The sequence below is a fragment of the bacterium genome (assembly GCA_035505375.1).
Lineage (GTDB): Bacteria > Hydrothermota > Tepidihabitantia > Tepidihabitantales > Tepidihabitantaceae > UBA2258.
The window spans coordinates 1-24,091 of the sequence record DATJQV010000077.1; the positions used below are offsets into that span (position 1 = coordinate 1).

The window sequence follows — 24,091 nt, forward strand, 5'->3', positions numbered from 1 at the left end:
GAACTGCATACCTTCCACAACCTCGAGCGTCGTCTCGACCGACTTCGCCTCTTCGACCGTGATCACGCCTTCCTTGCCGACCTTCTCCATCGCATCGGCGATGAGCTTACCGATCTCCTTGTCGTTGTTGGCGGAGATGGCCGCGACCTGCATGATCTCCTCGCGGCCGGTGGTCTTCTTCGACATCTTCTTCAACTCGCCGACTGCGGTCTCGACCGCCAAGTCAACGCCGCGCTTCAGCGCCATCGAATTGGCGCCGGCGGTCACGTTCTTCAGGCCTTCGCGGTAGATGGCCTCGGCCAGCACCGTCGCGGTCGTCGTGCCGTCGCCGGCAACGTCGGAAGTCTTGGACGCCACTTCCTTGATCATCTGGGCGCCCATGTTCTCGAACTTGTCCTCAAGCTCGACTTCCTTGGCCACGGTCACGCCGTCCTTCGTTACGGTCGGCGCGCCCCACTTCTTGTCGATGATGACATTGTGGCCGCGCGGTCCGAGGGTCACCTTCACCGCGTGCGCCAGTTGCTGGGCGCCACGGAGAATGGCTCGCCTTGCTTCGTCTTCGAATCTCAAATCTTTGGCAGGCATGCTCGCTCCTCCTACTTGCTTTCCTTCTCGATCACTGCGAGTACGTCGTCCTCGCGCATGATGAGATGCTCTTCCTCGCCGATGCGTATCTCGTTGCCCGAGTACTTCCCGAACAGGATGGTATCGCCCTTCTTGACTTCCATCGGGACTCGGTTGCCCTTCTCGTCAACCTTGCCCGGACCGGCGGCGATCACCTTACCCTGCTGGGGCTTTTCCTTGGCGGAATCGGGAATAATGATTCCACCCTTCTTGACTTCCTCTTCGATGCGCTCGACTAGGATTCTGTCCTGTAGCGGTCGTATCTTCATAACTCCTCCTTAAGACATTGTGAGTTCTGGTTCAAGACCGTAATTCACTCGCCGGGCGTACCGCTCTCCGCGCGCCGTCGGCGTCTCGATCCTACACATCCGAGTGTTGGCGACCGTGCCAAAGGAATGCGGTGTGCTGCCCCACTGGAGATGGCTACCTACGCAGTAGACCTTGCCGTTGACGGTGGTGGCGAACCAGGCCCAGGCGCTGTTGTCACACGACGGTGCTGTCCGCGCTGCAATCCACATGCCGTAGGCCGGATCGTATACCTCAACCGTGTTCGGCGTCGCGTCCCGTCGCAAGGAATGGTTGTACTCCCCAGACACACACATTCTGCTAACGAACTGCCAGTATGTCTCGCCCATCAGCGGACGTTTGTTGCGGTCACGGTCGCCGCCGCAGCCGAAGACCGAGGTCGCTCCGGCTCGTGCCGACTGGCTCGCCACTTCTCGGTCCTCCAGTGAATGGTACGGATTCGCCACCATCATGCCGCTCGACCACTCTCTGGCCGAATGCAACGTTTGCCAAGGCGCGTCGGGCGTGCGGGTATAGGCCACTTCCGTGAAGGACCACGGCTTGTTGGTGCTGTTCAGCTCCACCTCCGGCCTCGTGCCGTACGAGATGACCCGTGCCCGCGCGCGGGGCGGGACGCCACGGTCACTATCGTCGTCGGAGTTTCCGACCGCGGTGGCGGTCGACAGCGTCTTAGAGAACAGCTTCGTTTTCAATCCACTGCATGCGAGAGGTTTCCCAAGAAGATGATAAGGATGGTAGAAGAAGAGATGGGCCTGGGTGAGGTTGGTGAAAGCGCCAGCTGTCCCTTCCGTTGCCGCCCGGCCCGGAGTATCCTCCATCAGGTGCGCCATCAAGCCAGACCTGTGCACGGTCTTGGCCTTGCCGTTCGTGCCGGTGATGATTTCGCCCTTCTTAAGCAGGAAGGCCACCACAGCCACGCCAGCCCTGCCAAGACCGAGGATGAAGTCTCGGCTGGTTTTACACGTCTCTTTGCCTATGGATGCCCCGCGGAGTGCAGCACGAGCATGACCAGCAGCAGGACGACGGCCATGCGCAGCAAGGCGAGCACGGATGGCATCACGACGGAGAGCAGTAGCAAAACCAGCGTCTTCTTCTGGGCTCTCCCGGTCTTGCCGCAGTAGGTCGGCCGAGCGATTCCCGAGTAGGCGCAGCTGGGAATCATTCGGGATGGCTACGCGCTTCTTGGTGTCCACGGCCGGAGTGACAGAGCCATGATTGACCGCACCACCGACGTAGTGCTCGTTCGGGATCTTGAATCCTTCGACCGCTACAAACACAAAGCCGGGCTCAACCATGGCCGAGTGATAGGCGATCCCCCTGATTACCACGGCCGAGTTGCCATGTACCTCGGACGGAACACCCTCGGTCATGTCGGCGATGCACTTCATGCTCGCTTGATCTCCAGTTTGACGCCAGCCGGCACTTCAAGCGTCATCATGGCGTCTATCCATTCCGCTGTGGGGTTGCTGGTCTCAATCAGGCGTTTGTGCGTCCTGAGTGCGAACTGCTCGCGGGACTTCTTGTCGACGTTAGGCGAACGGAGCACCATGGAGAGCGTACGCTTGGCTGAGGTCCGGATTCCGCTACGCCTCGCGACGTCAACGATATCCTTGACGCTCTGGTTAAAGATTCGGTGGTCGCACGCCATGCGCTTTACACTGATCTTCGCTGCGCTTGTCTTGAGGCGGTCTTCTCGATGTGAGCACGTCATGGTTAGCTTCAGGCCAGGAGGGATTTGAACCCCCAACCTACGGATTTGGAGTCCGCCGCTCTGCCGTTAGAGCAAATGGCCTATCATACCTCCTTGTGAGCCGGCAGCCGTTGACCGCGTTGGACGCATTCCTGCAACCGGCTCAAGGCATCAGTCATGTTGAGGTTGGTGACGAGGCGGGACATGTGGTTACTTTGGTGCCTCCGGAGGACGAACTTCTTTGAGGCGCACGGCGAGCATCACCAGACCGGAGAAGACCGCGTAGCGGGCTTGTCTCTTAGTTCTGAGACCGAGCTTCCTGACGATATAGTTGTAGTTGCGACCTTTCAGACAGAACAGTATCACAGCGAACCGCTGCAGACGCGGGATGCCGTTCAGCATATCCCACAGCCGGCTGCGCCACAGCTTGATCAGGTCGGCTTTCACCTTCCTGGCCCACTCCGGTGCCGGACCCTCGATGGACGGTTCCTTGAACACAGACAGCGATTCCAGGGAATCGGTCTTCTCGCGCTGGAGTTTCCGCCATTCGTCCGTGGCCTTCTGGATAGCTTTCGTGTACAGGTGGCTGCCAGCCTTGTCCAGATGGCAATAGTAATAGGTGTCCCACTTCGGGTACAGGTATAGGAAGGCATCGTCTACTCGGGCTTCCGGGTCGACCAGGTCGCCACGGCGGTACCGAATGATCGCGACCACTCCTGGTCGGAACAACTCCACGAAATCCTCGTATGTCATCATTTCCGGCGTCAGCACCGGGACGTCCGGCTTCGCGGAAACTCCGCGAGACAGACGCTTCATCTCGGCAGCGAACGAAATCGACTCCGGTTTCTGAGAACGCGCAACTTTCCTGGCCATAGCACTGGCTCCTTTGTTCGGCCGCGGGCCAATCGGAACACTCGAAGGCGGCCGAGTCCTTCGAGGCAAAATCCTTAGCGCGATAGTTGTCTGAGCAGATACCGAATGGAACGGCATAAGAGCGCTGGCGCCCGTCGGCGCCGCCGGTCTTGACGCTGACGCTGGGCAATGGGTCGAGTCCGAGGTAGTCGTGCACCTTGGCCTCGCAGAGCAACTGGTCCTGGAAGTGGTCGGCGAAGTCGCCGTACACCGCCAGACTGATGAGACCTTTCACTTCGAGTGGACTCAGCTTGAGGTCGTTCTCCTCAAGCATCATCTTGAAGGCCATCATCGTCAGCTCTTCCAGCTTGTATTCCGGATAGTGCTTGCGGTAGTCGGTCGTGCCGGCCGCAACCACGTACACCGGCCGCTGGAACTTGGGAACACGCAGGTTCCCAGGTTTGAACGTAATCACAATGTGCCTCCTCGCAGGATAGCAAACGCGCATGGGGGCGGAGCCCCACAATAATGATACGACAGAAATGGTCGGTATGACAATAGGCGCGTGGTTTTCGGCTAAGGCCATGCGTGGCCAGCGCTTGGCCCAGCATTCCGTCCATAACCAAGTGGAGAGCCGAAGCTGGACCGTGCATCGCGCACGCGTCACGCGCCAAGACCGGCTACGAGTCGGACACGGCAGATCGCACAGGTTCCAACCGCACGGGCAAGAGGCAACCAGCACCGCCGCCAAATCGGCCGCGGCCTGACCCCGGGCCGATTTCCGGCAATAACCCCGACGTGTTTGGCCGTGGCCGTTCACCTGCCGTGAGGCTCGCAACCCGCGCCGATGTCGTCGAGCGTCCGCGCATTTGCCAAGGCTGACCTGGCGCACGCCAGCCGCGATTTGACTGTCCGCCGCCAATCGCTATCCTACCAGTGTGACTTTGCTGCCACGCGGGGTACACATGGAGCCTCGCACGAAGAGACAGTCGATGCGGCCGCAGTTCGAAGCTGGCAACGATGCACGGCTGGCTCTCTCCCGCAGTGCCATGCAGGGATACCTCTCGTACGTGGAAGAAGTCGAGACACTGGTCAGGCGAACACTGCGGGCTCCTTGCTCGGCGGCCACAAACTCGCGGATCATTGCCTCGCTAAACGGAAGGGCTGCGGCCGTGCTCCGCACTGAAATCCCCCTGCGTACGCGAAGACGGTACGGTGCCTTCTTCACGGGAAGTGAGCTATCGGCGCGAGCGGTTGCCCCCCTTGCAAACACGCTTGCATCCGGTGCCCGTTGTCTTGATCCTGCCTGCGGAGCCGGCGACCTCCTTCTTGCGTGTGTGCAACACGCACCACTGGGACGGGATTTGGATTCCACGCTGAGACTCTGGAGTGACCTTCTGTCCGGGTTTGACATACATCCCGAGTTCATCCGTGCCGCCAGATCCCGACTGATTCTGGCGGCGTTGACCCGCCGTCAATGGCGGAAACCTGCCTCTGCGCGTCCAGACCAACTCTTCCAGCGCGTGATGGTCGGGGATGCTCTGCGAGCAACTGGCGTATACGGGCAATCGAATGTGATAGTGGTCAATCCTCCCTTCTTCGCGACTGCCGCGCCAGCTGGATGCTCGTGGTCAAGCGGTCGTGTATCCATGGCGGCCGTGTTCGCCGAGCACTGCGCGATGAACGCCAGCGCCGGCACAGACATGCTCGCGATCTTGCCTGACGTACTCCGAGCCGGAGCTCGTTACCGAAAATGGCAGCAAGTAATATCGGCGCGAGCGCGCATCGGCCAGATACAGACGTTCGGCCGTTTCGATGAGTGGACCGACGTTAACGTATTCTCGGTCATGCTACGTGTGGGAAGCGCCACAGGTGGCGAGGGTGTCGGATGGCATAGTCACCCAAGCACGAGTCAACGAGGGGGCACTGTAGGCGACAGGTTCGCCGTACGTGTTGGGCCAGTTGTTGACTACAGAGAACCTCATAGAGGACCTGCGTGTCCGTACTTCGACACGAACTCGCTACCTCGATGGGGAATGGTGCGCAACGCCTCCAAGCTCCGCAGGTTCTCGGGCAAGTTGCTAAGACCACCATTCGTGGCGGTCAGACGCAATTCCAGACCTGATGACTCACACCGTGCGGTACCGACGGTAGTGAGGGGCAATTCCCCAGTGGCTGTAGAGAACCACTTGCTTGTGTTGACGCCGCTGGACCGCAGCATGGGAAGCTGTTTGGCCTTGGTCCGACAGTTGCGAACCAGCAGAACTGACGCATGGCTCAACCAGCGTATCCGATGCCGGCATCTAACCGTCGAAGCCGTACGAGAACTGCCGCTCACGCCGTTCCGTCGGATCCGGTGCACGCCGGTCTCGCGATCGGGTCAGGCTCGCTCGCACAGATCATCACACTGCACGGGATGATTGAAGATCGCGGTACAGCCGGTCAACGACAGTATAGGTCTACTGGCGATCGCCCGGACCACTACTCCCTCGACGCAGACGTTCAAGCCAAACATCTGGCGACTTTCAAGTTCTCAAAGGAAATCATATGGCGACTGGGCGAGGAACTGAACGCGGGGCCAGACCAGAGCATCCTGGAGCTTGTGAAGAACGCATACGATGCCGACGCGTCGACCTGCACCGTTCAGCTGACCGACACGGCTCGGCCGGGCGGAGACGTAGTCATCATGGACGATGGCCAGGGAATGGACGGCGGCGAGATACAGGACGGCTGGCTCGTCCTGGGCCGGTCACGCAAAGACGCCAACGAGCGTACGAAGAGAGGGCGGATACCGGCCGGAAGCAAGGGTCTAGGTCGACTGGCGGCAATGCGCATGGGTCGCCGGGCGTCGTTGCTGAGCTTCCCGGCCAGCCAACCAGGTGTTGCCTACCGGCTTGATATCGACTGGGCGAGATTCGATTCAGTAGAGCTGGCCGACGAAGTCACGCTGACTGTAGAGAGGACGCTCACGGGAACTACTCAAAACAAAGGCACTGTCATCCGACTTGCCGGTCTGAGACAGGCGTTGAGCGAGAAGGAAGTCGAGGCCTTGGCTAGATCCCTGATTCTGCTGTCGTCTCCGTTTGGTCCCGAGAAAAGCGGGTTCCGTCCCATTCTGGATGCTCCGGAATATGGGGAGATGGAGCGACTCGTGGAGCGCGGGTACTTCAGCCAGGCTGACCTCCGGCTCGTGGCGAAGGTCAACAAGCTAGGCAGGGTCAGTGCCAAAGTCGTGGACTGGCGGGGACACCTAGTCTACCGAGGCCGGCATTCGGAGATCGCGGGTAGCGATGGGCAGATAGCATACCATTGTCCACCTGCCACGTTCGAACTCTGGATGTTCCTTTTGAAACGAGCCTCGTTTGGAGTCCACAGATCTGCGCCTGCCGCCGTGAAAGAGTGGCTTCGACGCTTCGGTGGCGTTCACCTGTATCACAACGGGTTACGCGTGAACCCATACGGCAACTCTGGGAACGACTGGCTCGACATGAACCTCTCGCGCGTCCGCAGCCCGGAAGAACGTCCCTCCACCAACAACAGCATCGGCAGAGTCATGGTAGAAGAAACGGGGAATCTGCTGGTCCAGAAGACGGATCGGTCGGGATTCATCGAGAGCGATGCATTCTCCGAGTTATCTCGTTTTGCCACAGACTCGCTAGAGTGGATGGCTCGTCTTCGTCTGAGAGATGCCGAGAAACGCCGACAGAGAACTAGAGCCGAGGCAAGATTCACGTCCGCCAAGGCGAAGGAAGTGCTGGAGGCGGCCCTGTCAAGTGTCCCGTCAGGCACGCGTGCGACCATCCAACGTTCTCTCGCTTCGTATGAGCGCGCGCGGGATTCGGAAACGGCAACGCTCCGTAAGGAAGTGCAACTGTATCGGACCCTGAGCACGGCCGGAATCACCGCGGCCACATTTGCGCATGAGTCGACGGGTAACCCCTTGAAGGTGCTCGAAAACTCCATCAACACGATCGCGAATAGAGCCCAGTCCGTCGTCCGTGACTACGCCTCGGTTCTTGCACCAGCAGTGGAGCGCGCAAAGGCCGCCACAAAAGCGCTGAAGGTCTTGGGGTCGGTGACCCTCAGTCTGATCGACAGCGAGAAGCGGCGCCCACAGGATGTGCCAGTGGACACGGTTGTCAGAGCGGTTGCGCAAGCCTACGCACCATTCATGGAAGAACGTGACCTGACTTTGGATCTGACGCTTGCGTGCGGCGATGTAACAGTGGAGTCAAGCGAAGCCGCAGTAGAGTCCATCGTCGCGAACCTGCTCAACAACAGCATATACTGGCTGGAGAACTTGCCCCGAGGAAAGGCCCAAATCCGAGTCGAAACAAAACTCATGGAGGCCGGTGTCGAGCTAAGCATCCAGGACAACGGCCCGGGGCTTCGACGCGTGTCCCCAGAAGATGTGTGGCTTCCTGGTGTGACGACCAAGAAGAACGGAACCGGACTCGGACTCACAATTGTCCGCGATGCGGTCGTAGACCTCGGCGGCAGCGTGGAAGCGCGGTCAAGGGGTCGCATGGGCGGCGCGGAATTCACGGTATTCCTACCTGTCTCCGCAAAGGAGGTACGACGATGAGAATAGCTGGCAAGGAGATATCGAAAGTAGCCGTTGTCGACGATGACCGTCGCGTCCGCGAGAGCACAGCTGAGATAATCGCTGACATGAACCTGAAACCTACCAAGATCACATCCGTGGGGCCACTGTCCGATTTCGTTAGCAGGATGGTGAGCGAGTTCCATGCCGTTGTGTGTGACCACCGCCTCAAGTCTCACGGCTATGCTTCGTTCCAGGGCGCAAGAGCTTTCCCGCGGCTGTACAGGAGTTACGTCCCCTCCGTGTTGTGTACCGCATTTAGCGACGCCGAGCCGGATGAGTTCCGCCGATATCGCCGTTATATCCCCGCTCTCGTGACCTCGGCGGCGGACACGGACGCCATAGTTCGAGGCTGGGAGGCGTGCATAAGGGAGTTCAGAAACGAGTACTCACCCCAAAGGGAACCGGTCCAGACCTTGGTGCGCATTGCCGCTGTCGACATGGGGTCGAAGCAGCGGATCGCCTTCGCCATCGTACCCGGGTGGGATACTCGGCAGGTTGTCAGGTTCCCCGTGGACATAGTACGCCTCTCCCTCAGACGTTTCCTCAGACCGGACGCACGTTTCTTCGCCAAGGTCAACATCGGCGCCGAGACGCCCGGGGACCTCTACTTGTCGGACTTCGAATACCGGGGCTAGGGACCGATGGCCAACTACGATCCGAAGCTGTACTTCGTAGATGTTGGACACGGCAACTGCTCGGTGCTGGTCGACGAACGAGGCGTTGTCCTCGTGGACGCAGGCCCCAGGAACCACGCGAAGCTCTTTCTTCAGAAACTCGGCATCAAGAAGGTGGAGGTCGTGCTCATCTCGCACGCAGACGAGGATCACATCGCCGGACTTCTGGCCTTGGTGGCGTGCGAGAGCTTTGAGATCGGGTCCGTCGCCCTGAACCCTGACTCGTGCAAGGATACTCAGCTGTGGAATGACTTACTCTATACGCTTGACAAGGCTCACTGTGAAGGGAAACTCAAGTTTCAAACCTCGCTCACCGCATACGACCTAGACACCGGGCGATTCGACCAAGGTGACGTGAGAATCCAGATCGTCGCACCCAGCCAGTACCTAGCCGCGAGGGGACCGGGCTCCAAGGACAGGGCCAGACGCAGGATTGCGACGAACTCCACTAGCGCCGTCGTGAGGCTTGTGAAGAACGGAAGACCGATGGCCTTTCTTGCAGGTGATATCGACCAGACGGGATTGACCAACCTCGCGAGAAGCAATCGCCCCACTCGGGCACACATCCTTGTCTTTCCGCATCACGGAGGACTGCCAGGAACGACGGATCCGGCCAGGTTCGCAGCAGAGGTCTGTAGGCTAGTCAAACCATCTGTTGTTGTCTTCTCAATCGGACGCGGCGAGCACGACACGCCGAATCCAACAGTCGTGGCGGCAATACGGAGGAACCACAGGGGCGTCAGAATAGTGTGCACCCAGTTATCTGAGCACTGCGCTCGCACAGTACCTACTACGGATCCGCCCCACACACGCGACCACCATGCTCGCGGCAGGGCTGCGCGTGGATGCTGCGCCGGCACCATCGAAGTGGACCTCGCGCATTTCCCACCGCATGTGAAGCCTGACAAGGCTACGCACAGAGAATTCATCGCTCGGGCCGCGCCCACAGCTCTCTGCACAAAGCGTCCATAGCGCCCAGGTGTTTGTGTCGGACGCATGGCGGCGTCCGAGTTCGGCCGTCAGCAGCTAGCGGCAGCGGGCCTGACTGACGACAGACATCTCCGGCAGCCGTCAGATCAGAACGGGCTCAGTCCAAATACCTGGTCACTAACCGCAGTCAGCACTTCCGCCCTGCAGCCGTAGGATTGCCACCGTTGGATGGCGTCGAGGAGGCGGGCGCGGAGCGTTTCCCCTGAGTATTCGCGGAACAACTTGTCCACGTGTAACCCGAAGCCGCGGTAGGCGACGAATTGGCATGGTGAGACGCCAAGGTCGTTCAACACCTTCTTGACTTGCTCGTATCGCATCTCGGACCGAATCGCGGCGTCGCGGTAGTTGCTGTTTTGACTGTCTGAGTCGCCGTCCGCCCGGCAGGGAGTCGAACCCTGCCGGAGCGAGGCGGCGTAGCGATGCCACGCAATCTCGACCGCGATGTCTCGGAATCGCTCTGACGGCATCATGCCAGACCGTCCAGCCAATCGCTGTCCTGGGCCGACGCGTTGTCACCCGAGTCGGTCACGTTCTCCGGGGCCGTTGGCTTGGCGTCAGCATCTGCCGGCTTGGTCCCGACGGCTGGAGCGGTGGCCGCGATTGATGGCGCGGGGCTTGCGGTTGAAGCTCCTCCGGCCTTCAGACGTTGGTGCGATTCGCTCACAAGGAACTGGAGCGTGCGCGACTCCAGTCCGAGTCCGATCCACTTGCGGATGGCGAGTTCAAGGTGGAAGGCAAGGTCGCGACCGGTTCGCGTCCGCCAGAGTTTCGCGACCTCGCGTAGAAACCACCGATAGTGGATGACATAGTGGTTCGGCAGCCCCGCGCCCTCAATGAGCGGCAGGACCGAGTGGTAGATCTTCTCCTCGGCATCGGCCGCACCCGAGCCAAGCAGGGGGTTGTCAGCGCCGGAGCGAATCTCGTCCAGCGTTTGGGTTGTTTCCCGGTTGAGTTCAACCGGTTCGAGCAGGCTATTCATACAGCATCTCCTTTGCCGTTAGGTGTTTTCGACTTGGGGCATCGGCCGTGGTCCCGGTCTGTGTTTCCCGCGCACTCGCACACTGGAGCACCAGACCACAGGAGCACTTTCCTCTGCCCTCATATAGTTATGTAGTCCTCGAAGCCCGATTTGCCAAAAAGAATCCGATTTCCCATCCAGTGGGTGAAGGAGGGACTGCCTGGGGGGCGGCTATTGAGGAAGGAGCAGGCTAAGGTTAAGGCTAAGGTTCAGAACCAAGAAGAGATTGAGGTTAAGGCTAAGGTCGAGGGCGAGGAAGAGGCCGAGGCTCAGAGCGAGGAAGAGGTTGAGATTGAGGCCAAGATCAAGAGCGAGGGACAGGCTGAGGTCTGAACTGAGCAATGCGCCAAGCGACAAAATGAGCTTTGAAGCAAGCTCTCGACCAAGCTTCCGACCAAGCTCTCGGAGGAACTTTCTAAGGAGCTTTCCGGCGAGCTTTCAGGGGAGCTTTGGGGAGAGGAATCGAGCGGTCGAATGGCGAGCAATGGACAATGCAGCAGTCAGGAGCCGACATGAGAACGCAGAAGAGCGGCCGCGGTCTGGTTCGGCCGTGGCGTGAGTCATTCGACACAATTATCGCCCAGGCGATGGCGCCAGGCAAACTCGGGCGGGCGGAACTTTGCCCGCCCGTCCGGTTTCACACCCTGAAGGCAGGACGGCCTCTCTACTGCACGAACAGGAAGTCCGCGTCCGGTATCAACGATACTGCGTTCTACAGGTTCGACCCGGCGAAGTCGGGGAACTTGCGGCTTGAGGCGAGTCGGGCCGCGAATAGACCACGTGGAGCATCGCGCTGTCGAGCGTGATGTCTTTGATGGCGTCGAGCATCACGGCCCGGTTCACCAGCGAATCCGCGACCGTGATGGCCGGCTTCTGCGACAGGGCGTAAAGCGTGAGGGTGTAGGTCTTGGGTCCGGGGCCCTTGGAATGGGGCGGCGTGAATTCCATCCGGCCGTTGACGCTGTTGTTTCCCAGCTTGCCGACGCCGGTCACGTTCTTGGGCAGGCTCTCGACGTCGGGCGGGATGTTGTACAGGACCCAGTACCAGTGGATGTCGGTCGGCGAGGCCACGTGGTGCATTATCAGGGCGTAGCTTGCGGTCGCGGTCGGAGCGCCGCTCCACTCGAGCGGGAGGGTCGCGCCCGCGCCGAAGCCGGTGTATTCAATCGGCAGCGTGTCGCCCTCGGCGACCACGCTGCTACGGAGCGTGAAGGTCCCAGTCTGCCTGGCCGAGCAAGCCACGCAGAGCAGGCTCACGATGATTGCGATGGCCTTCCAGTTCATGATTCCTCCTGTCGGTTTTCAGTCGTCGTCGTCGGGCGTTTGGAACAGGAAGTCGGTGTTCGGGATCGCCGGCATCGCGACGGGCTGCGAGTACAGGAACGCTCCCTGGTTCGTGCTGCTGACCCCGCCGCGCAGCTTCGCGAGCGCGCTCTTCTGTTCGCTGGTCAGCGTCTTGTACACGTCCGCGAATGCCGTGGCGTAGAGATACGATATCTCGCCGTCCAGCTTGCCGTACAGCCGGGCAAGGAGTACCACCTGGTCCCGGTCCACTGTGTCCCCGGTCATGAATTGCCGCAGCAGCGTCGCGATGGCCCGCCGTCGGCTGACGATTTCACTAAGGTCCTGGCGCTGGCTGTCCACGAGCCCGGTAATCAGCTTCCGCTGCGGCTCGGACAGGGCAGCAAGGAACTGCTCGCCGCTGTTGCCGGTAATCGTGGTGCTGATTGAGTAGTTGGGGTTGCCCATTGCCGGCATGTCCTTCATGTAGAACGAACCGAAATAGGTGCCGTGGCCCTCAGGACAGAAGTAGGCGTCGCCGTCAACCGATCCGGCGTACCAACTGAAGAGTTCGCTGGCATAGGTCATCACCGCCACGTTCGCGGTATGGGAAAGGCTCTGCTTGTCAATCTGGTCGCCGGTTTCGGGCCACGTGCGGGAGTCGCCAAAGGCCAGCTTTTTCAATGCGGCCTTCTGTTTCGCATCGAACGACCGGACTATGCTCCCCAGCACCTGAGCCCGACGATAGGCAAGCCGGCCACTCGCGGCGTAGAGGTCTGCCGAGTACTTCATGACCGCTGCCCTGTCCAGCCCGGTTGCGCCGGCCGGCAAATCCCCGTCCCGCAGCCGCGAAAACGCCTTGATGAGCGGGAAGCGCTTGTAGGCGAGTTCGCTGATTCCCGGTTCCTGTTCCTTGGCCAGTGATACGAGTTGCTGCTTCTGCTTGTCGTTCAGGATTGCCAGCATGTTGTTCGCAATACGGGTCAGGAACGACGTGTTGTGTCCCAGCTCGCCGGCATCGACGTCGCGCATGTACTGGAACCCGAAGAAGTCCGAGACCTTGCCCGGCGGCAGGAACGTGTTGCACGCCATATCCCCGGTCATGAACGCCAGTCCATCAAAGGCAATCGTGGTCAACTGCGCCCGGTCCGACGTCGCCTGCTCCAGCGAATACCCACCCTGCCCGCCCTTCGCCTCTCGCCCTTCGCTATCCGCCATCTGCGGTTTTGCGTCTTGGCTTGTGGCTTTTGGGTTTTGACTTCCACCCGGTCCGAGCATCTGCCTTCCGCCTTCATCCCTTCCCGATTCATCCTTTGTGTTTGGCGGCGGGGCGAGTTTGTGGATCGCCTCCGGATCGAACCCGGCTTCCTCTATGGCGTCGTGCAGGCCCGGCCCAGCGTGCAGGCCGGCAGCGCGGAACGAGTCATTGATGACCCGGGCGTCATCAGCCGTGAGCGAGGATTTGTCGTATTTCGAGAGGATGGATTTGACCGTTGCCTTCTGCTGGTCGGTCAGCGTCTGCTGCTCGCCCGGCGCCTGCGGCCTGTTGCCTTGCTCAGGCTGGGCCGGAGTCGTTGCCAACAAGGCCGTGACTATCATCATGCCGCATAGAATCGTGCTTCTTAGTTTGTTCATCGCCTCTTTTGATGCCGTTCCGGGACGAAAACTTGCGGTGACGCCCGGCTCCCAGGAATCCGGAAGGCTTGACTCAGGACAGGTTGTGAGGTGCTGCCAGATAGATTCAGACCGCGACCGAGTCACGCCCGCTCGCACACCCCAGATTCTGGATAGACGCCAGCAGATAGTCGACAGGCGCGGGCTAGTGAAGGAGCGAGCGCGCAGCCAGGAACGCACCGGCCAGGAGGGCGAACAGGCCGAGGACGAAGTCACCAAAGCGGCTCTTGGGGCCGTACCGCTGGGACAAAGGTCTGGAGACCAGCACCCAGGCTCCCAGGATGAAGGCGTAGCCGGCAATCCCGAGTGAGGCCCACCCAAGGCCTTCCTCGCTCAATCCGGACATCGCCCGAACCGCCAGCGTGAACGCAAGGCCGGTGATGGCGCCGAAGACTGCGTAGAACATAGGATGGTCGTAGTCAATCGGCTCCTTCGCCTCGGTGATGCTGACGTTCGTCGGCAGACGGCTTCGCAGTTCCTGTTCGAATCGTCCGAAGTCCTCGACCGCGTTCATGCTGAGCCGCCGGCCATTGCTAAACGTGGCCGTGATTTCTCTGGTAGCCTTGCGCGTAGTTCGCACAATCCTCAGCCCGATTACGCTCGCGAACTGGTAGCTCTCGGACGTATCCCCTCGAGTTCGCTCGATGCTGGATTCGCTCAGGCGTAGTTCAAGCTGGGAGTAGTTCCGAAGTGACCTGGCGAGCGCGAGCCGGGACAGCATAAGGCAGAGGGCCAGTCCTGCCAGGCAGATGAACCAGATGACCGGGGCCGAGAAGAGGTAGTCGATTGAGGACAGGGCGATGCCGCACCAGAGGCTGATGATAAGAGTAGCGTAGGCTCTCAGCCTCCGTTCCAGCTCCGCGGTCGAGGTAGTATAGAGTCGTTCAGTGGTCAAGTGGCCTAGTGGAAAACTGGGGACAGTCCCGCTGAGGACCAAATGGGGACAGTCCCACGGAGCGCTTGCGTCGGACTCAGCGCGGTACGGTCCCCATTTGGGCGGGACAGCCCCCGTTTTCCGCTACTGCTTCGGGTCGTAGATAGCGCCGAGGAAGAGGACCGAGCCAGTTACGTCGTCGCGGATGGCGCAGAGGAATGGGTGGTCGCAGACAAAGGAGAATTTCTCCTCCGGCCGCGGCATCGCGGTCATCATCATCTTGACTCCGGTTACTGCGGCGGCTTCGGTTCCTTCTTCGTTCACCTCGACGAATGTCTTGTGCAGCACATCGCTGATGGCTGCGGTCATGGGCGGGGCAACCATGGCCGAGAAGTCGGCGCCGGGCGTGAATGCAAGCCCCATGCCGAGCTTCGTGAGCGCGTCGTTCAGGTCCTGTTCGAACTCAATTCTGAACCGGGGCAGTGTAACCGTGCCTTTCTTCTCGTTGAATCCCGCGAATAGAAGTGAGGAGGGAGGAGTGAGGAGGGAGGAGATGAGCTTGGGAAGGCCCTGCTTGTCGCGCGGCAGGAAGACGTACAGGTTGAGCCGGCCGTCGCCGTAGGGCAGCACGACGGCCTGCATGGCGTCGTCCGCTTTGTAGCGGAACCGGTCCTCCCGGTTCATCATCAGGCGCTGCGCGGCGCCCGTGATCCCGTAGAAGTCGCGCGGAGCGGTCAGCCCCTTGTCGAATTCCCTGGTCCAGGTTCCCTTGAAGTAGATGGCGTTGACGAGAACGAGAAACTCCTCCGGCGTCAGCTCGCTGACAATCTGTTTGATACGGCCGCCGGTGTTCTGCGCCACCCAGTCGTTGATGGTGTTCACCGCGTCGGGCCGGGAGAAGTCCAGCGACGCGACCTCGGCACTGTAGTAGTTGCTGCAGTCGCCGCCGAACTGCTTCTGCAGCTTTACGCCCACACGCAGCCAGAGCGAGTTGGCGATGTCCAGGCGCACGCTTTTGTCGGCGCTCACCAAATCCGCGCGGAGTTTCTGGTTGCCGGCCGCGACCTCGGACCGGGAGAGCCCGGACAGGTTCATCGCCCCGGCCATGGCTTTCCAGGTCAATCCGGCTGAGCCGTGCGCAGTCATCTGCAGCGCGAGCGCGATGCTCAACGGCGAGATGAAAACGTTCTCCTGCGGTCTGGCCGCGGTGATGTGGTCGAAGAGCTGGAGCCCGAACTTGTTATCGGCCTCGACCAGCTCGGCGGTGCGGACGACAGCGGGCTGGGCGGCGGGTGCGGCCGAGCAGAAAAGAACGGCGGTGAGCAATAGGTTCATGGTGCCTCCAATGGTTCTGGAACAGGGTAGCCGGTATGGCATTGCTTGTCAAAGTCAACTTACCCTTGGGAGGGGGCGGGTATTCCGGGCCGATGGAAGACCAAGCTGCAAGCCCCGATGACCAAGCACCAATTCCCAATCAAGTCCCAATGAACAAAGCCCCAAGGCTACCTGGTTTGCCCTCTGGGTATTTCCCCATCGAATGGCCATTGGCGCTTGGGAATTGAGGCTTCATCACGGACTATTGGACTTCTCTGCGACGTGGCACTTCGGACCACGGTTGAACCGGTGCCGAAGCGGCAGTATCATGACTTGTACCTCATAAACTGACGTCTTGCAGCATTTGTCGCCTCGGCATGACGGCCGTTTTCGCCTTGCTGCTGGCGGCCGGGATAGCCAGGGCCGGCAACGTCGTCGACAATACGATGGCCCATGCCCAGTACATGTTCGACCACCGGTACGTTGATTCCGCTTACACGGATTCGGCATGGTATCTGGCGGCCGCCGTACACAGCCTCGCCCCGGACAACGAGAAGGGACTCTCCCTGTGGGCGCAGGTCAACGTAGAGATGGGCGACGACAGCCGAACGAATGTCGAAAGAGAGCACTACTACCGGCTGGCTGAACTGGGGGCGGAAACCCTGCGGACGCGCTTCCCGGAGGACCCCGCCGGCCATTTCTGGTGGGCTGCGGCTCACGGCGAGCGCATGCTCGTCCAGGGCATTCCCGAGGCGATGTTGGCCCTGCCGGCAGTTGTACGGGAAATGGAGCGCACGGTCGAACTCGACTCCAGCTTCGTTTTCCCCTACGCCGTACTGGGGATGCTCTATCGCGACCTGCCGCTGGTCGCCGGCGGCAGCTACGTGCGCTCGCGGCTTTACTTCGAGACCGGCCTTCGTCACGCCCCGAACTTCACGTTGCTGGGAGTGGAGCTGGCCCGGCTGGACGCAAAGGAGGGGCGCTATTCGGAGGCACGCACCCGGTTGCAGGATGTGCTTGAATGCAAGAGCCCGCTGTACGAAGCGGCGTACTTGCTGAATGACAAGCCCGAGGCCGACAGCATGCTGGCAGCGCTCCACCGACCCCGGTCAGAACGATCCTGACCTGCGCCCACGCCGATCAGGAACCGGCCATCCCAACCCGTCGATCGCTTGACGTCGGCACGCCTCCGGCTTGACAGCATCCCTCTCTCGTCGATACTTTCTCAGCATGTTCCGGGTAGACACTGACTGGAGGCTGTGATGTTCCGACCTTCGAACCAGAAGATATCAGGCGCGCTTCTCGTCGCCACGCTCGCGACGGCTGCGCTTGCCCTCGGCCCGCTGTCGGCCCACTCCGAGCTCGACTCACTCGGCCGACAGGCCTATCGCGTGCTCTGGGAGTTCCACCCGGTGAACGCGACCTGTTCCGGGTTCCACGAATTCGACGGGAGGCTCGGCGACTATTCGCCGGCCCGCGTCGCCACGTTCAGGCTGCGGCTCAACCGCTTCCTCGCGCGACTCGATAGCCTCGACACGCTCCGTCTGTCGATCGACGACCGCATCGACCGGCTACTGCTCATCTCAAACCTGAAGGTGGAACTCTTCTGGCTGGACCGTGTCAGACTGCTTGAGTGCAACCCTCAGTTCTACTCGGACGAGTGCATCGGGGGCGTATACTACGTGCTGCTCCGCGACTTCGCGCCGCTGCCGGACCGCGCCCGGCGCGCGGCCGCACGCCTTGAAGATGTTCCGCGTTTCATCAAACAGGCCCGCGCCAACATCAAGTCGCCGCCGAAGCTCTACGCCGAAGCGGCGATTGACGAACTGAAGGACGCCGAGGACTTCTTCCGGGAGAGCGCAACCGAGATCGGCAGGCAGGTCCCGGACCTCTCCGCGCGGCTTGCTGCTGATGCGGACCGGGCTGCTGCCTCGGTGCGAGCCTGGCGTACCGAGCTTGAGACGGCGCTCCCCGGGCTCAAGGACAGCTTCGCGATGGGAAAGACGAACTTCGACTACCTGTTGGCGACCGATGAGTTCCTCGACTTCGACTCCGACTCGCTGCTGCTCATGGGTGAGAACCTGCTCGCTCAGACCGACTCGACCATGAAAGCACTGCACGCGCAGGAATCGGCAAGCATAAGCCGCCACCCTCTCCAGCCGCCTGAGGACGAACCGGCCCCGCCCGGGTTCTCCAAACAGGACATTCTTGCCGACGAGCAGGCCGAGGTCGACTCGATGCGTGCCTGGGTCGAGCAGAGCGGCTATGCCACGGTGCCGGCCTGGGTCGGCCCCGTGCGCGTCGTCGAGACGCCGCCATTCCTGCGCCGGGTGATTCCGGGCATCGCGATGGAGGGCGCGGCCCCGCTCGACAGCGTGCCGGTCGGCTACATGTACATCCCGCCGCTGCCGGACCGGCTCGATTCAGCCCAGCGCATCCGGTACTACAACGCCGGCCGCCGACACGGCTACCGCGGCGGCATCGTACACGAGGGCCTGCCCGGTCACCACTTGCAGATTTCCATCGCCAATCACAATCCCTCTTTCATCCGCAAGCTCCAGTCCAATACCTGCCTGATTGAAGGCTGGGCGCTCTACTGCGAGCAGATGGTGGTCGAGCAGGGCTTGTATCCGCCCGACTCTTTTCCGGCATTGCGCTGGCTGGGCGGGGTCAAGTTCAGGGCCGCGCGTATCATCGTCGACGCAGGCCTCCACACCGGCCGGATGAGCTACGACGATGCGTGGCGGTTCATGGTGGCGAAGCTCGGACCCGACACCGCATTCTTCAAGGCCGAGGTGAGGCGCTATTGCCTCTCCCCGAGCCAACCGATGAGCTATCTGGTGGGAAAGACCCAGTTGCTGGCGCTGAGGGAGGCGTACCGCCGGAAGATGGGCGACCGCTTCTCGCTGAAGGACTTCCACGACCGCGTGCTGACTGAAGGGTCGATCCCGGTCAGCCTGATTCGTCGGAAGCTGCTGTCAGAGTAAGAACGGGGAACGGCGACTGCCCCTGAGCTTGCCCCACGCACCTCCGCGCTGCGAAGGTACAGCCCCCGTTTTTCGGACGTGCACCTGTTATCCCTCGGCCCAGTCGCCCGCCGCAGGAGCTGTGGCTAGTTCAGCTCGACGAACTGCCACGACAGGGAGTCGCGGACGAAGGTGAACAGCAGAAACCCGGGGTTACCGTAGTCGAGTCCGACCCCATCCGGCGCCATCGCGCCGCAGGTAAAGTGTTGCACCGCTCCGACCTGCATGTGACGCAGGCCGTGCGTGTGACCCGCACACCAGGCGTATGCGCCATACTTCTCCAGCAGGCCCTGGACCTTCACGCGCTCCGCATCACTCGCCAGCCGCCACATCATGGGCTTATCACCGTCATAGACCGGGAAATGCGTGAGGACTATCTTGACGTGGGCGCTGTCCTGCAGCTCGGTCTCTAGCCAGTCGAACTGGGTGGGACCGACAGTGCCGTCCGCGGTGTCGAGGAATATCAGTTTGATGCGGCCGGCGATGACGACCGAGTAGCAGCTTGGTCCGTAGTTCTGTTTGAACCGTTCCCAGCCGTCGGCCTGGAACAGGTCGTGGTTGCCGATGGTGGCGTAGTAGGGAATGCCGACGCGGTCGAGGTCGGACTTGATGCTGTCCACTTCATCCCCAGTCGCGTCGTTGGTCAGGTCCCCGAGCGCGCAGAAGAAGTCGATAGACCGGGCCGCGACTTCCTGCTTGAACTTCCCAAGCCGGTTAACGTTGTCATGCTGGATTTGCGGGTCGCCGAAGACCGCGAAGCGGAACGAATCCGGCTTCACGGCGACCGGCCCAGGTGCCGGCGGGTCGCCGCTGAGATTCTCCCTCACGCGGTCTTCCACGTTCGGCCGCGTGACAATACCCCAGAGATCCCACTTGCACGCGCACAGAGCGAGCAGAACGGCGCTGCCCAGCAGGAAGAGTCGTCTAGAAGTCATGTCTTACTCCGACACTCAAATCGAGATCGTGGAACGAGGCCAGCCCGCCCGAATAGCCGACGATTGCGGTCGAAACGAGGCCGGCGAGTTCCAGGCCGTCCCTCAGCCGGTATGCGCCGTCGGCCTCGAGCGGGAACTGCTGAGGATTGTGGGCCGTGAACCGATCATAGCTGGAGAGACCGGCCCTGATCCACCAGTTCTCACGCTGGATGAACTTCCACCGCAGCCGGTACAGGAAATTCCACTCGGCCGCGTCGCTGCTCCAGACCAGCGGCGACGAGTATCTGTCGCCGAAAACCGGCACGCGGCGGACCAGTCCGGCGCCGGCGTCGAGCCCGTACAGCGGCCCGGCTTCGAACACGACGAGCAAGCGGTTCTCCCCTGCCTGCCAGTCGGTCCATTGCTGGTGCTGGCCCGCAAGCCTCAGCGTCAAGTGAGCGGGACTGTAGACCTCTGCCGCCAGTCCCAGGTGAGCAGCCCCGAGGCCATTATTCTGGAAGAGATTGAGTGAGAGTCCGGCATCGACTTTGAAGAACCGGACCGGCGTGATGTCGGCTTGGAGGACTGCCTGCATCTCCGACTCAACTCCCGGCTCACCGCGATACCCAATCGCGGCAGATCCGACGACAGCCGCACGCGCCGTGGCCGCGAACAGAACCACCAGCGTCAGGAGCCTCTTCATTCGTCGTGAGGATACGACACCCGAAACGGTATTCAAGAGTTGCGCTTCATACCTTGGACGTGCCGACGTCGAGCAGGTCGGCAAGCGTAATCCCGCGTCGGGTGAGGTCCGCTTCCCAGACAACCTTCAGTCGGTAACCCTGTTCGGCGGCGAAGAGCTTCTTGTCGATGTCGTGCAACCGGTTGCGGCGCTGGTCCGGGGTCAGGGCCTTGCCCTCGTAGACGCGCGGATCGGCGTGCCAGTACGTTCCGTGGACTTCGACCAGCAACCGGTCAGGCAGCAGGAAATCGTAGGCGTACGGCCCGAGCGGGAACTGCCATCGGTAGTCCACGCCGGCCCCATCGAGCATCTTCGCCAGCCTCGCTTCGAGCCGGTTGTAGGCCCTGGCCGGGTAGCCGGTCGCCGCCTGCGCGGCTGCGGCCAACCGATGACGCGACCACGCGGTTGCCTTCTCGACGTGCCGACGCTGAGCGCGTCGCGCACGCGCGATGCGGTCCGGGTCCGGCCCGGCTACCAGATGACTTTGCTCCAGTCGCTCTGCTTCAGGCTCGCGTCCGCGGCGTCGGCAATCGCTATCTTCTCGTGCCGCATGAGGTCGTCCGACACGCGGTTCTCGAAGTTGGCCGGGTCCCGAATCGGAGCGTTGGGCAGCGTGTCCTTTAAGTACCGCAGCACGAACTCCATGTTGGCGCCGGGCTGGTGGCGCGGCCGGCGGTGCAGCGCGTCGATGACCGCCAGTTCGAGGCAGAACGAAGGCAGACGGACGCTGTGCAGGTTGCGCCAGATCTTCGTCAGGCGGATTTCATCGCAGGCGTCCGCTTCCTGAGTGAATTTGAGATGGGCGTCGAAATTGGTCCGTATCACCCGCTGGTGCGCGGTCTCGTATATCCGGTGGTCGTTTGCTCCGCCCCACTCCTGGCGGGCCGGGATAACCTGTACCTCCAGCCCGTGATACTGCAGGCCGATCGCAACGGACTGGCGGGTCGGCTTGTAACCCTTGCCTTTCAGGGCTTCGAACAGCCGCTCGTACAGCTTATCGGTGTCAAGCGGGGTCCGCGGCCCGAGCGACACCAGGATGTCGATATCGGTGGCGCCCTTGACACGCGTTCCTTTGGCATACGACCCGCAGAAGGTTATGCCCGAGAGGAACCGTCCGGCCCACTCGGTTATCGGGCCCATCAGCTCGGCGGCGGCAAGCTCGGCCGGCGAATCGCCGCCGGTCGGCAGGTCATACCTGGCCAGAATCGAACGGACGTAGTCATCCGATACCATCATACCTCCTCCGGCGCGACGCGGCGCCGGGCAAGTTCGAGGCAGACCACATATATCCCTGGCCCTGCAATTCGAACCAGGGCGGCACAGCATAGAAGGCCGCCCCCGGCGTGTCAACAAAGTCACAGGCTGCCGCTTGACATCCCGTTGCTCTGCCCCTATCATCCGGACTAGACCACGGCAGCGATGAAAGAACGAGACCGGCCCCGATGACGCAGCGGCAGAGTCGAAGATGCTGATACCTCCACCCGCCCAATCCGCGGATCGACCCGCTTCCTCAAGCGCTCCCGCCCGGCCATGAAAGGCATTGTCCTCGCCGGCGGACTGGGAACCCGGCTGCTCCCCCTGACCCGAATCACCAACAAGCACCTGCTGCCGGTTTTCGACCGGCCGATGGTCTATTACCCGATCCAGAAACTGGTGCAGGCCGACATCCGCGACATCATGGTCGTGACCGGAGGCAACAGCGCCGGAGATTTTCTGCGCCTGCTGCGGAACGGCAAGGACTTCGGGCTTTCGCACCTGCACTACGTTTATCAGGAAGGGGAGGGCGGCATCGCCGAGGCCCTCGCGCTGGCCCGGGACTTTGCCGAGGGCGACCGGGTCGTGGTGATTCTCGGTGACAACCTCTTCGAAGACGACGTCACGCCGTTCGTGCGGTCGTTCACGTCCCAGGCTCAGGGCGCCAAAATCCTGCTCAAGGCGGTTGACGACCCGGGCCGCTTCGGCGTGGCCGAACTGGATGGCGCCCGGGTCAAGGGCATCGAAGAGAAGCCGGCCCGTCCCAGGACCAACCTGGCGGTAACGGGCATCTACATGTACGATGCGAAGGTGTTCGATATCATCCAGACGTGCGTCCGGTCGGCGCGCGGCGAGCTCGAGATCACCGACGTGAACAACGCCTACATCCGGCAGGGAACGATGACCTTCGACGTCCTGAAGGGATGGTGGACCGATGCGGGGACGTTCGAGTCCCTGCACCGCGCGGCCTCGCTGGTCCGCGGCGAGGGCAGGGGCTAGGTCGCGGCCGAAGTGAAAGACCAACCCACTCCTTCGCCCGCGACCGGTACTCCCGGCTCATCATTTCCCGGCGTGCAGGTCGAGCTCATGTCCTGCGCGGTCGACTCGCGCGGATGGCTGGCGGAGCTCTTCCGCGCCGACGTGCTGGAGGCGGCCGGCATGGCGCAGGCGGAGCCGGTGATGGCCTACCTCTCGATGACCCGGCCGGGCGTTGCCCGCGGTCCCCACGCGCACCGCGAACAAACCGACCTCTTCGCCTTCCCCGGGCCGTCCGACTTTGAAGTAACGCTCTGGGACGACCGCCCCGGCTCGCCGACGCAGGGAATGCGCGAGACGTTCACGCTCGGCGCCAACCGACCCGCAACGCTCCTCGTCCCGCCCGGCGTGGTCCACGCCTATCGCAATGTCGGCGACGTTGACGGCTGGGTGCTCAATTTCCCCAACCGTCTTTACAAAGGGCCCGGCCGGAAAGAAGCGGTGGACGAAATCCGCTACGAGAATGACCCGCAAAGCCGTTTCAAGCTGGAGCAGAAGTGAAACTCCTAGTAACCGGCGGGTGCGGGTTCATCGGCTCCAACTTCATCCGCCGTCGCCTGGCCGGCACCGACGACGAAGTCGTCAATCTCGATGCGCTGACCTATGCCGGCAACCGGGCGAATCTGCAGGAGTTCGAAGGCGACGCCCGATACCGGTTCATTGACGGGCGCATCGAGGACCCAGCCAAGGTGAAGGAAGCCATGGCCGGGGCTGAAGCCGTCGTCCACTTCGCGGCCGAGAGCCACGTTGACCGGTCAATCGCCGACGCCGCGCCGTTCATTGCCACCAACGTCCTCGGCACGCAAGTCCTGCTCGACGTTGCGCGCCAGGTCGGGGTCGGGCGGTTCGTCCACGTATCGACCGACGAAGTCTACGGTGCGCTCGGCAAGGAAGGCGTGTTCACGGAGACAACGCCGCTGCGGCCGCGCTCGCCCTACGCCGCGTCCAAAGCTGCGGGCGACCTCCTGGCGCAGGCCTATTGGGAAACCCATCGCCTGCCCGTGCTGGTAGTCCGGCCATCCAACAACTACGGCCCGTACCAGTTCCCGGAGAAGTTCGTGCCGGTGATGGTCACGAACCTCGTCGAAGGCCGCAAAGTACCGGTTTACGGCCGGGGAGAGAACGTCCGTGACTGGCTGCACGTCGACGACTGCTGCCGGGGAATCGCGCTCGTGCTCGAACGAGGCCGGCCGGGCGAAGCCTACAACATCGGCGGC

The 24,091-nt window shown here is 61.8% G+C and carries 26 protein-coding genes and 1 tRNA gene; 10 read left to right on the plus strand and 17 right to left on the minus strand.

Annotated elements, in window-relative coordinates:
* The 7 genes from VMH22_12430 to VMH22_12460 form a co-directional block, all read right to left on the minus strand.
* A partial coding sequence (locus VMH22_12430) for a TCP-1/cpn60 chaperonin family protein (GenBank protein ID HTW92499.1) occupies positions 1–585 on the minus strand: 585 nt, incomplete at its 3' end.
* 11 nt (positions 586–596) lie between these two features.
* A complete protein-coding gene (locus tag VMH22_12435) occupies positions 597–893 on the minus strand; it encodes a co-chaperone GroES (GenBank protein ID HTW92500.1) in 297 nt (98 codons plus the stop codon).
* Positions 894–902: 9 nt separating this feature from the next.
* On the minus strand, positions 903–1,847 hold the full coding sequence (locus VMH22_12440; GenBank protein ID HTW92501.1) for a hypothetical protein: 945 nt from the start codon (positions 1,845–1,847) through the stop codon (positions 903–905).
* Between the two features lie 56 nt (positions 1,848–1,903).
* Entirely contained in the window at positions 1,904–2,092 is a 189-nt protein-coding gene (locus VMH22_12445) for a hypothetical protein (GenBank protein HTW92502.1), read from the minus strand.
* 222 nt (positions 2,093–2,314) lie between these two features.
* Positions 2,315–2,641: a 30S ribosomal protein S10 gene (gene rpsJ, locus VMH22_12450; protein HTW92503.1), complete on the minus strand. Its 327-nt coding sequence runs from the start codon at positions 2,639–2,641 to the stop codon at positions 2,315–2,317.
* Between the two features lie 9 nt (positions 2,642–2,650).
* A tRNA-Trp gene (locus VMH22_12455) sits at positions 2,651–2,723 on the minus strand.
* 107 nt (positions 2,724–2,830) lie between these two features.
* On the minus strand, positions 2,831–3,493 hold the full coding sequence (locus VMH22_12460) for a hypothetical protein (protein HTW92504.1): 663 nt from the start codon (positions 3,491–3,493) through the stop codon (positions 2,831–2,833).
* A gap of 190 nt (positions 3,494–3,683) precedes the next feature.
* Between VMH22_12460 and VMH22_12465 the strand changes: the two genes are divergently transcribed.
* The 4 genes from VMH22_12465 to VMH22_12480 all read left to right on the plus strand — a co-directional run bounded on the left by VMH22_12465 (position 3,684) and on the right by VMH22_12480 (position 9,724).
* Entirely contained in the window at positions 3,684–4,001 is a 318-nt protein-coding gene (locus VMH22_12465; protein ID HTW92505.1) for a hypothetical protein, read from the plus strand.
* 1,887 nt (positions 4,002–5,888) lie between these two features.
* Positions 5,889–8,057 carry a sensor histidine kinase gene (locus VMH22_12470; protein HTW92506.1) on the plus strand — a complete coding sequence of 723 codons (2,169 nt, stop codon included), beginning with the start codon at positions 5,889–5,891 and terminating at the stop codon, positions 8,055–8,057.
* Positions 8,054–8,713, plus strand: coding sequence for a hypothetical protein (locus VMH22_12475; protein HTW92507.1), 660 nt, complete (start codon positions 8,054–8,056; stop codon positions 8,711–8,713). Before VMH22_12470 ends, VMH22_12475 begins: the two co-directional genes overlap by 4 nt.
* A gap of 6 nt (positions 8,714–8,719) precedes the next feature.
* Positions 8,720–9,724, plus strand: a complete 1,005-nt coding sequence (locus VMH22_12480; GenBank protein ID HTW92508.1) for an MBL fold metallo-hydrolase — start codon at positions 8,720–8,722, stop codon at positions 9,722–9,724.
* Between the two features lie 104 nt (positions 9,725–9,828).
* Here the strand turns inward: VMH22_12480 and VMH22_12485 are convergent, their stop codons facing one another.
* Positions 9,829–10,212, minus strand: a complete 384-nt coding sequence (locus VMH22_12485; protein HTW92509.1) for a hypothetical protein — start codon at positions 10,210–10,212, stop codon at positions 9,829–9,831.
* On the minus strand, positions 10,209–10,721 hold the full coding sequence (locus VMH22_12490) for a hypothetical protein (GenBank protein ID HTW92510.1): 513 nt from the start codon (positions 10,719–10,721) through the stop codon (positions 10,209–10,211). The genes VMH22_12485 and VMH22_12490 overlap by 4 nt, the downstream gene beginning before the upstream one ends.
* Positions 10,722–10,904: 183 nt before the next feature.
* On the opposite strand from VMH22_12490, the gene VMH22_12495 reads away from it, so the two are divergent.
* Positions 10,905–11,093: a hypothetical protein gene (locus VMH22_12495; GenBank protein ID HTW92511.1), complete on the plus strand. Its 189-nt coding sequence runs from the start codon at positions 10,905–10,907 to the stop codon at positions 11,091–11,093.
* 363 nt (positions 11,094–11,456) lie between these two features.
* Here the strand turns inward: VMH22_12495 and VMH22_12500 are convergent, their stop codons facing one another.
* From VMH22_12500 to VMH22_12515, 4 genes are all read right to left on the minus strand, one after another.
* Complete coding sequence (locus VMH22_12500) at positions 11,457–12,044, minus strand: YbhB/YbcL family Raf kinase inhibitor-like protein (protein HTW92512.1); 588 nt, start codon at positions 12,042–12,044, stop codon at positions 11,457–11,459.
* A gap of 18 nt (positions 12,045–12,062) precedes the next feature.
* Entirely contained in the window at positions 12,063–13,676 is a 1,614-nt protein-coding gene (locus tag VMH22_12505; protein HTW92513.1) for a hypothetical protein, read from the minus strand.
* A gap of 184 nt (positions 13,677–13,860) precedes the next feature.
* A complete protein-coding gene (locus VMH22_12510; GenBank protein HTW92514.1) occupies positions 13,861–14,610 on the minus strand; it encodes a hypothetical protein in 750 nt (249 codons plus the stop codon).
* Positions 14,611–14,733: 123 nt separating this feature from the next.
* Positions 14,734–15,924 carry a serpin family protein gene (locus VMH22_12515; protein ID HTW92515.1) on the minus strand — a complete coding sequence of 397 codons (1,191 nt, stop codon included), beginning with the start codon at positions 15,922–15,924 and terminating at the stop codon, positions 14,734–14,736.
* A 356-nt stretch (positions 15,925–16,280) separates the two neighbouring features.
* Here VMH22_12515 and VMH22_12520 point away from each other — a divergent pair, with 356 nt between their 5' ends.
* Entirely contained in the window at positions 16,281–17,027 is a 747-nt protein-coding gene (locus VMH22_12520; GenBank protein ID HTW92516.1) for a hypothetical protein, read from the plus strand.
* Between the two features lie 138 nt (positions 17,028–17,165).
* A complete protein-coding gene (locus tag VMH22_12525; protein HTW92517.1) occupies positions 17,166–18,890 on the plus strand; it encodes a DUF885 domain-containing protein in 1,725 nt (574 codons plus the stop codon).
* Positions 18,891–19,015: 125 nt separating this feature from the next.
* Here the strand turns inward: VMH22_12525 and VMH22_12530 are convergent, their stop codons facing one another.
* From VMH22_12530 to VMH22_12545, 4 genes are all read right to left on the minus strand, one after another.
* Positions 19,016–19,864: a metallophosphoesterase gene (locus VMH22_12530; protein ID HTW92518.1), complete on the minus strand. Its 849-nt coding sequence runs from the start codon at positions 19,862–19,864 to the stop codon at positions 19,016–19,018.
* The gene (locus VMH22_12535; GenBank protein ID HTW92519.1) at positions 19,854–20,546 is read right to left on the minus strand and encodes a hypothetical protein; all 693 of its coding nucleotides are present in this window, start codon (positions 20,544–20,546) and stop codon (positions 19,854–19,856) included. Before VMH22_12535 ends, VMH22_12530 begins: the two co-directional genes overlap by 11 nt.
* Before the next feature lie 46 nt (positions 20,547–20,592).
* Positions 20,593–20,970, minus strand: a complete 378-nt coding sequence (locus VMH22_12540; protein HTW92520.1) for a hypothetical protein — start codon at positions 20,968–20,970, stop codon at positions 20,593–20,595.
* Between the two features lie 86 nt (positions 20,971–21,056).
* Positions 21,057–21,821: a hypothetical protein gene (locus VMH22_12545; GenBank protein HTW92521.1), complete on the minus strand. Its 765-nt coding sequence runs from the start codon at positions 21,819–21,821 to the stop codon at positions 21,057–21,059.
* Between the two features lie 294 nt (positions 21,822–22,115).
* Here VMH22_12545 and VMH22_12550 point away from each other — a divergent pair, with 294 nt between their 5' ends.
* The 3 genes from VMH22_12550 to VMH22_12560 all read left to right on the plus strand — a co-directional run.
* Complete coding sequence (locus VMH22_12550; protein ID HTW92522.1) at positions 22,116–22,838, plus strand: sugar phosphate nucleotidyltransferase; 723 nt, start codon at positions 22,116–22,118, stop codon at positions 22,836–22,838.
* A gap of 12 nt (positions 22,839–22,850) precedes the next feature.
* Positions 22,851–23,375 carry a dTDP-4-dehydrorhamnose 3,5-epimerase family protein gene (locus VMH22_12555; GenBank protein ID HTW92523.1) on the plus strand — a complete coding sequence of 175 codons (525 nt, stop codon included), beginning with the start codon at positions 22,851–22,853 and terminating at the stop codon, positions 23,373–23,375.
* A partial coding sequence (locus tag VMH22_12560) for a dTDP-glucose 4,6-dehydratase (GenBank protein HTW92524.1) occupies positions 23,372–24,091 on the plus strand: 720 nt, incomplete at its 3' end. The genes VMH22_12555 and VMH22_12560, both read left to right, overlap by 4 nt.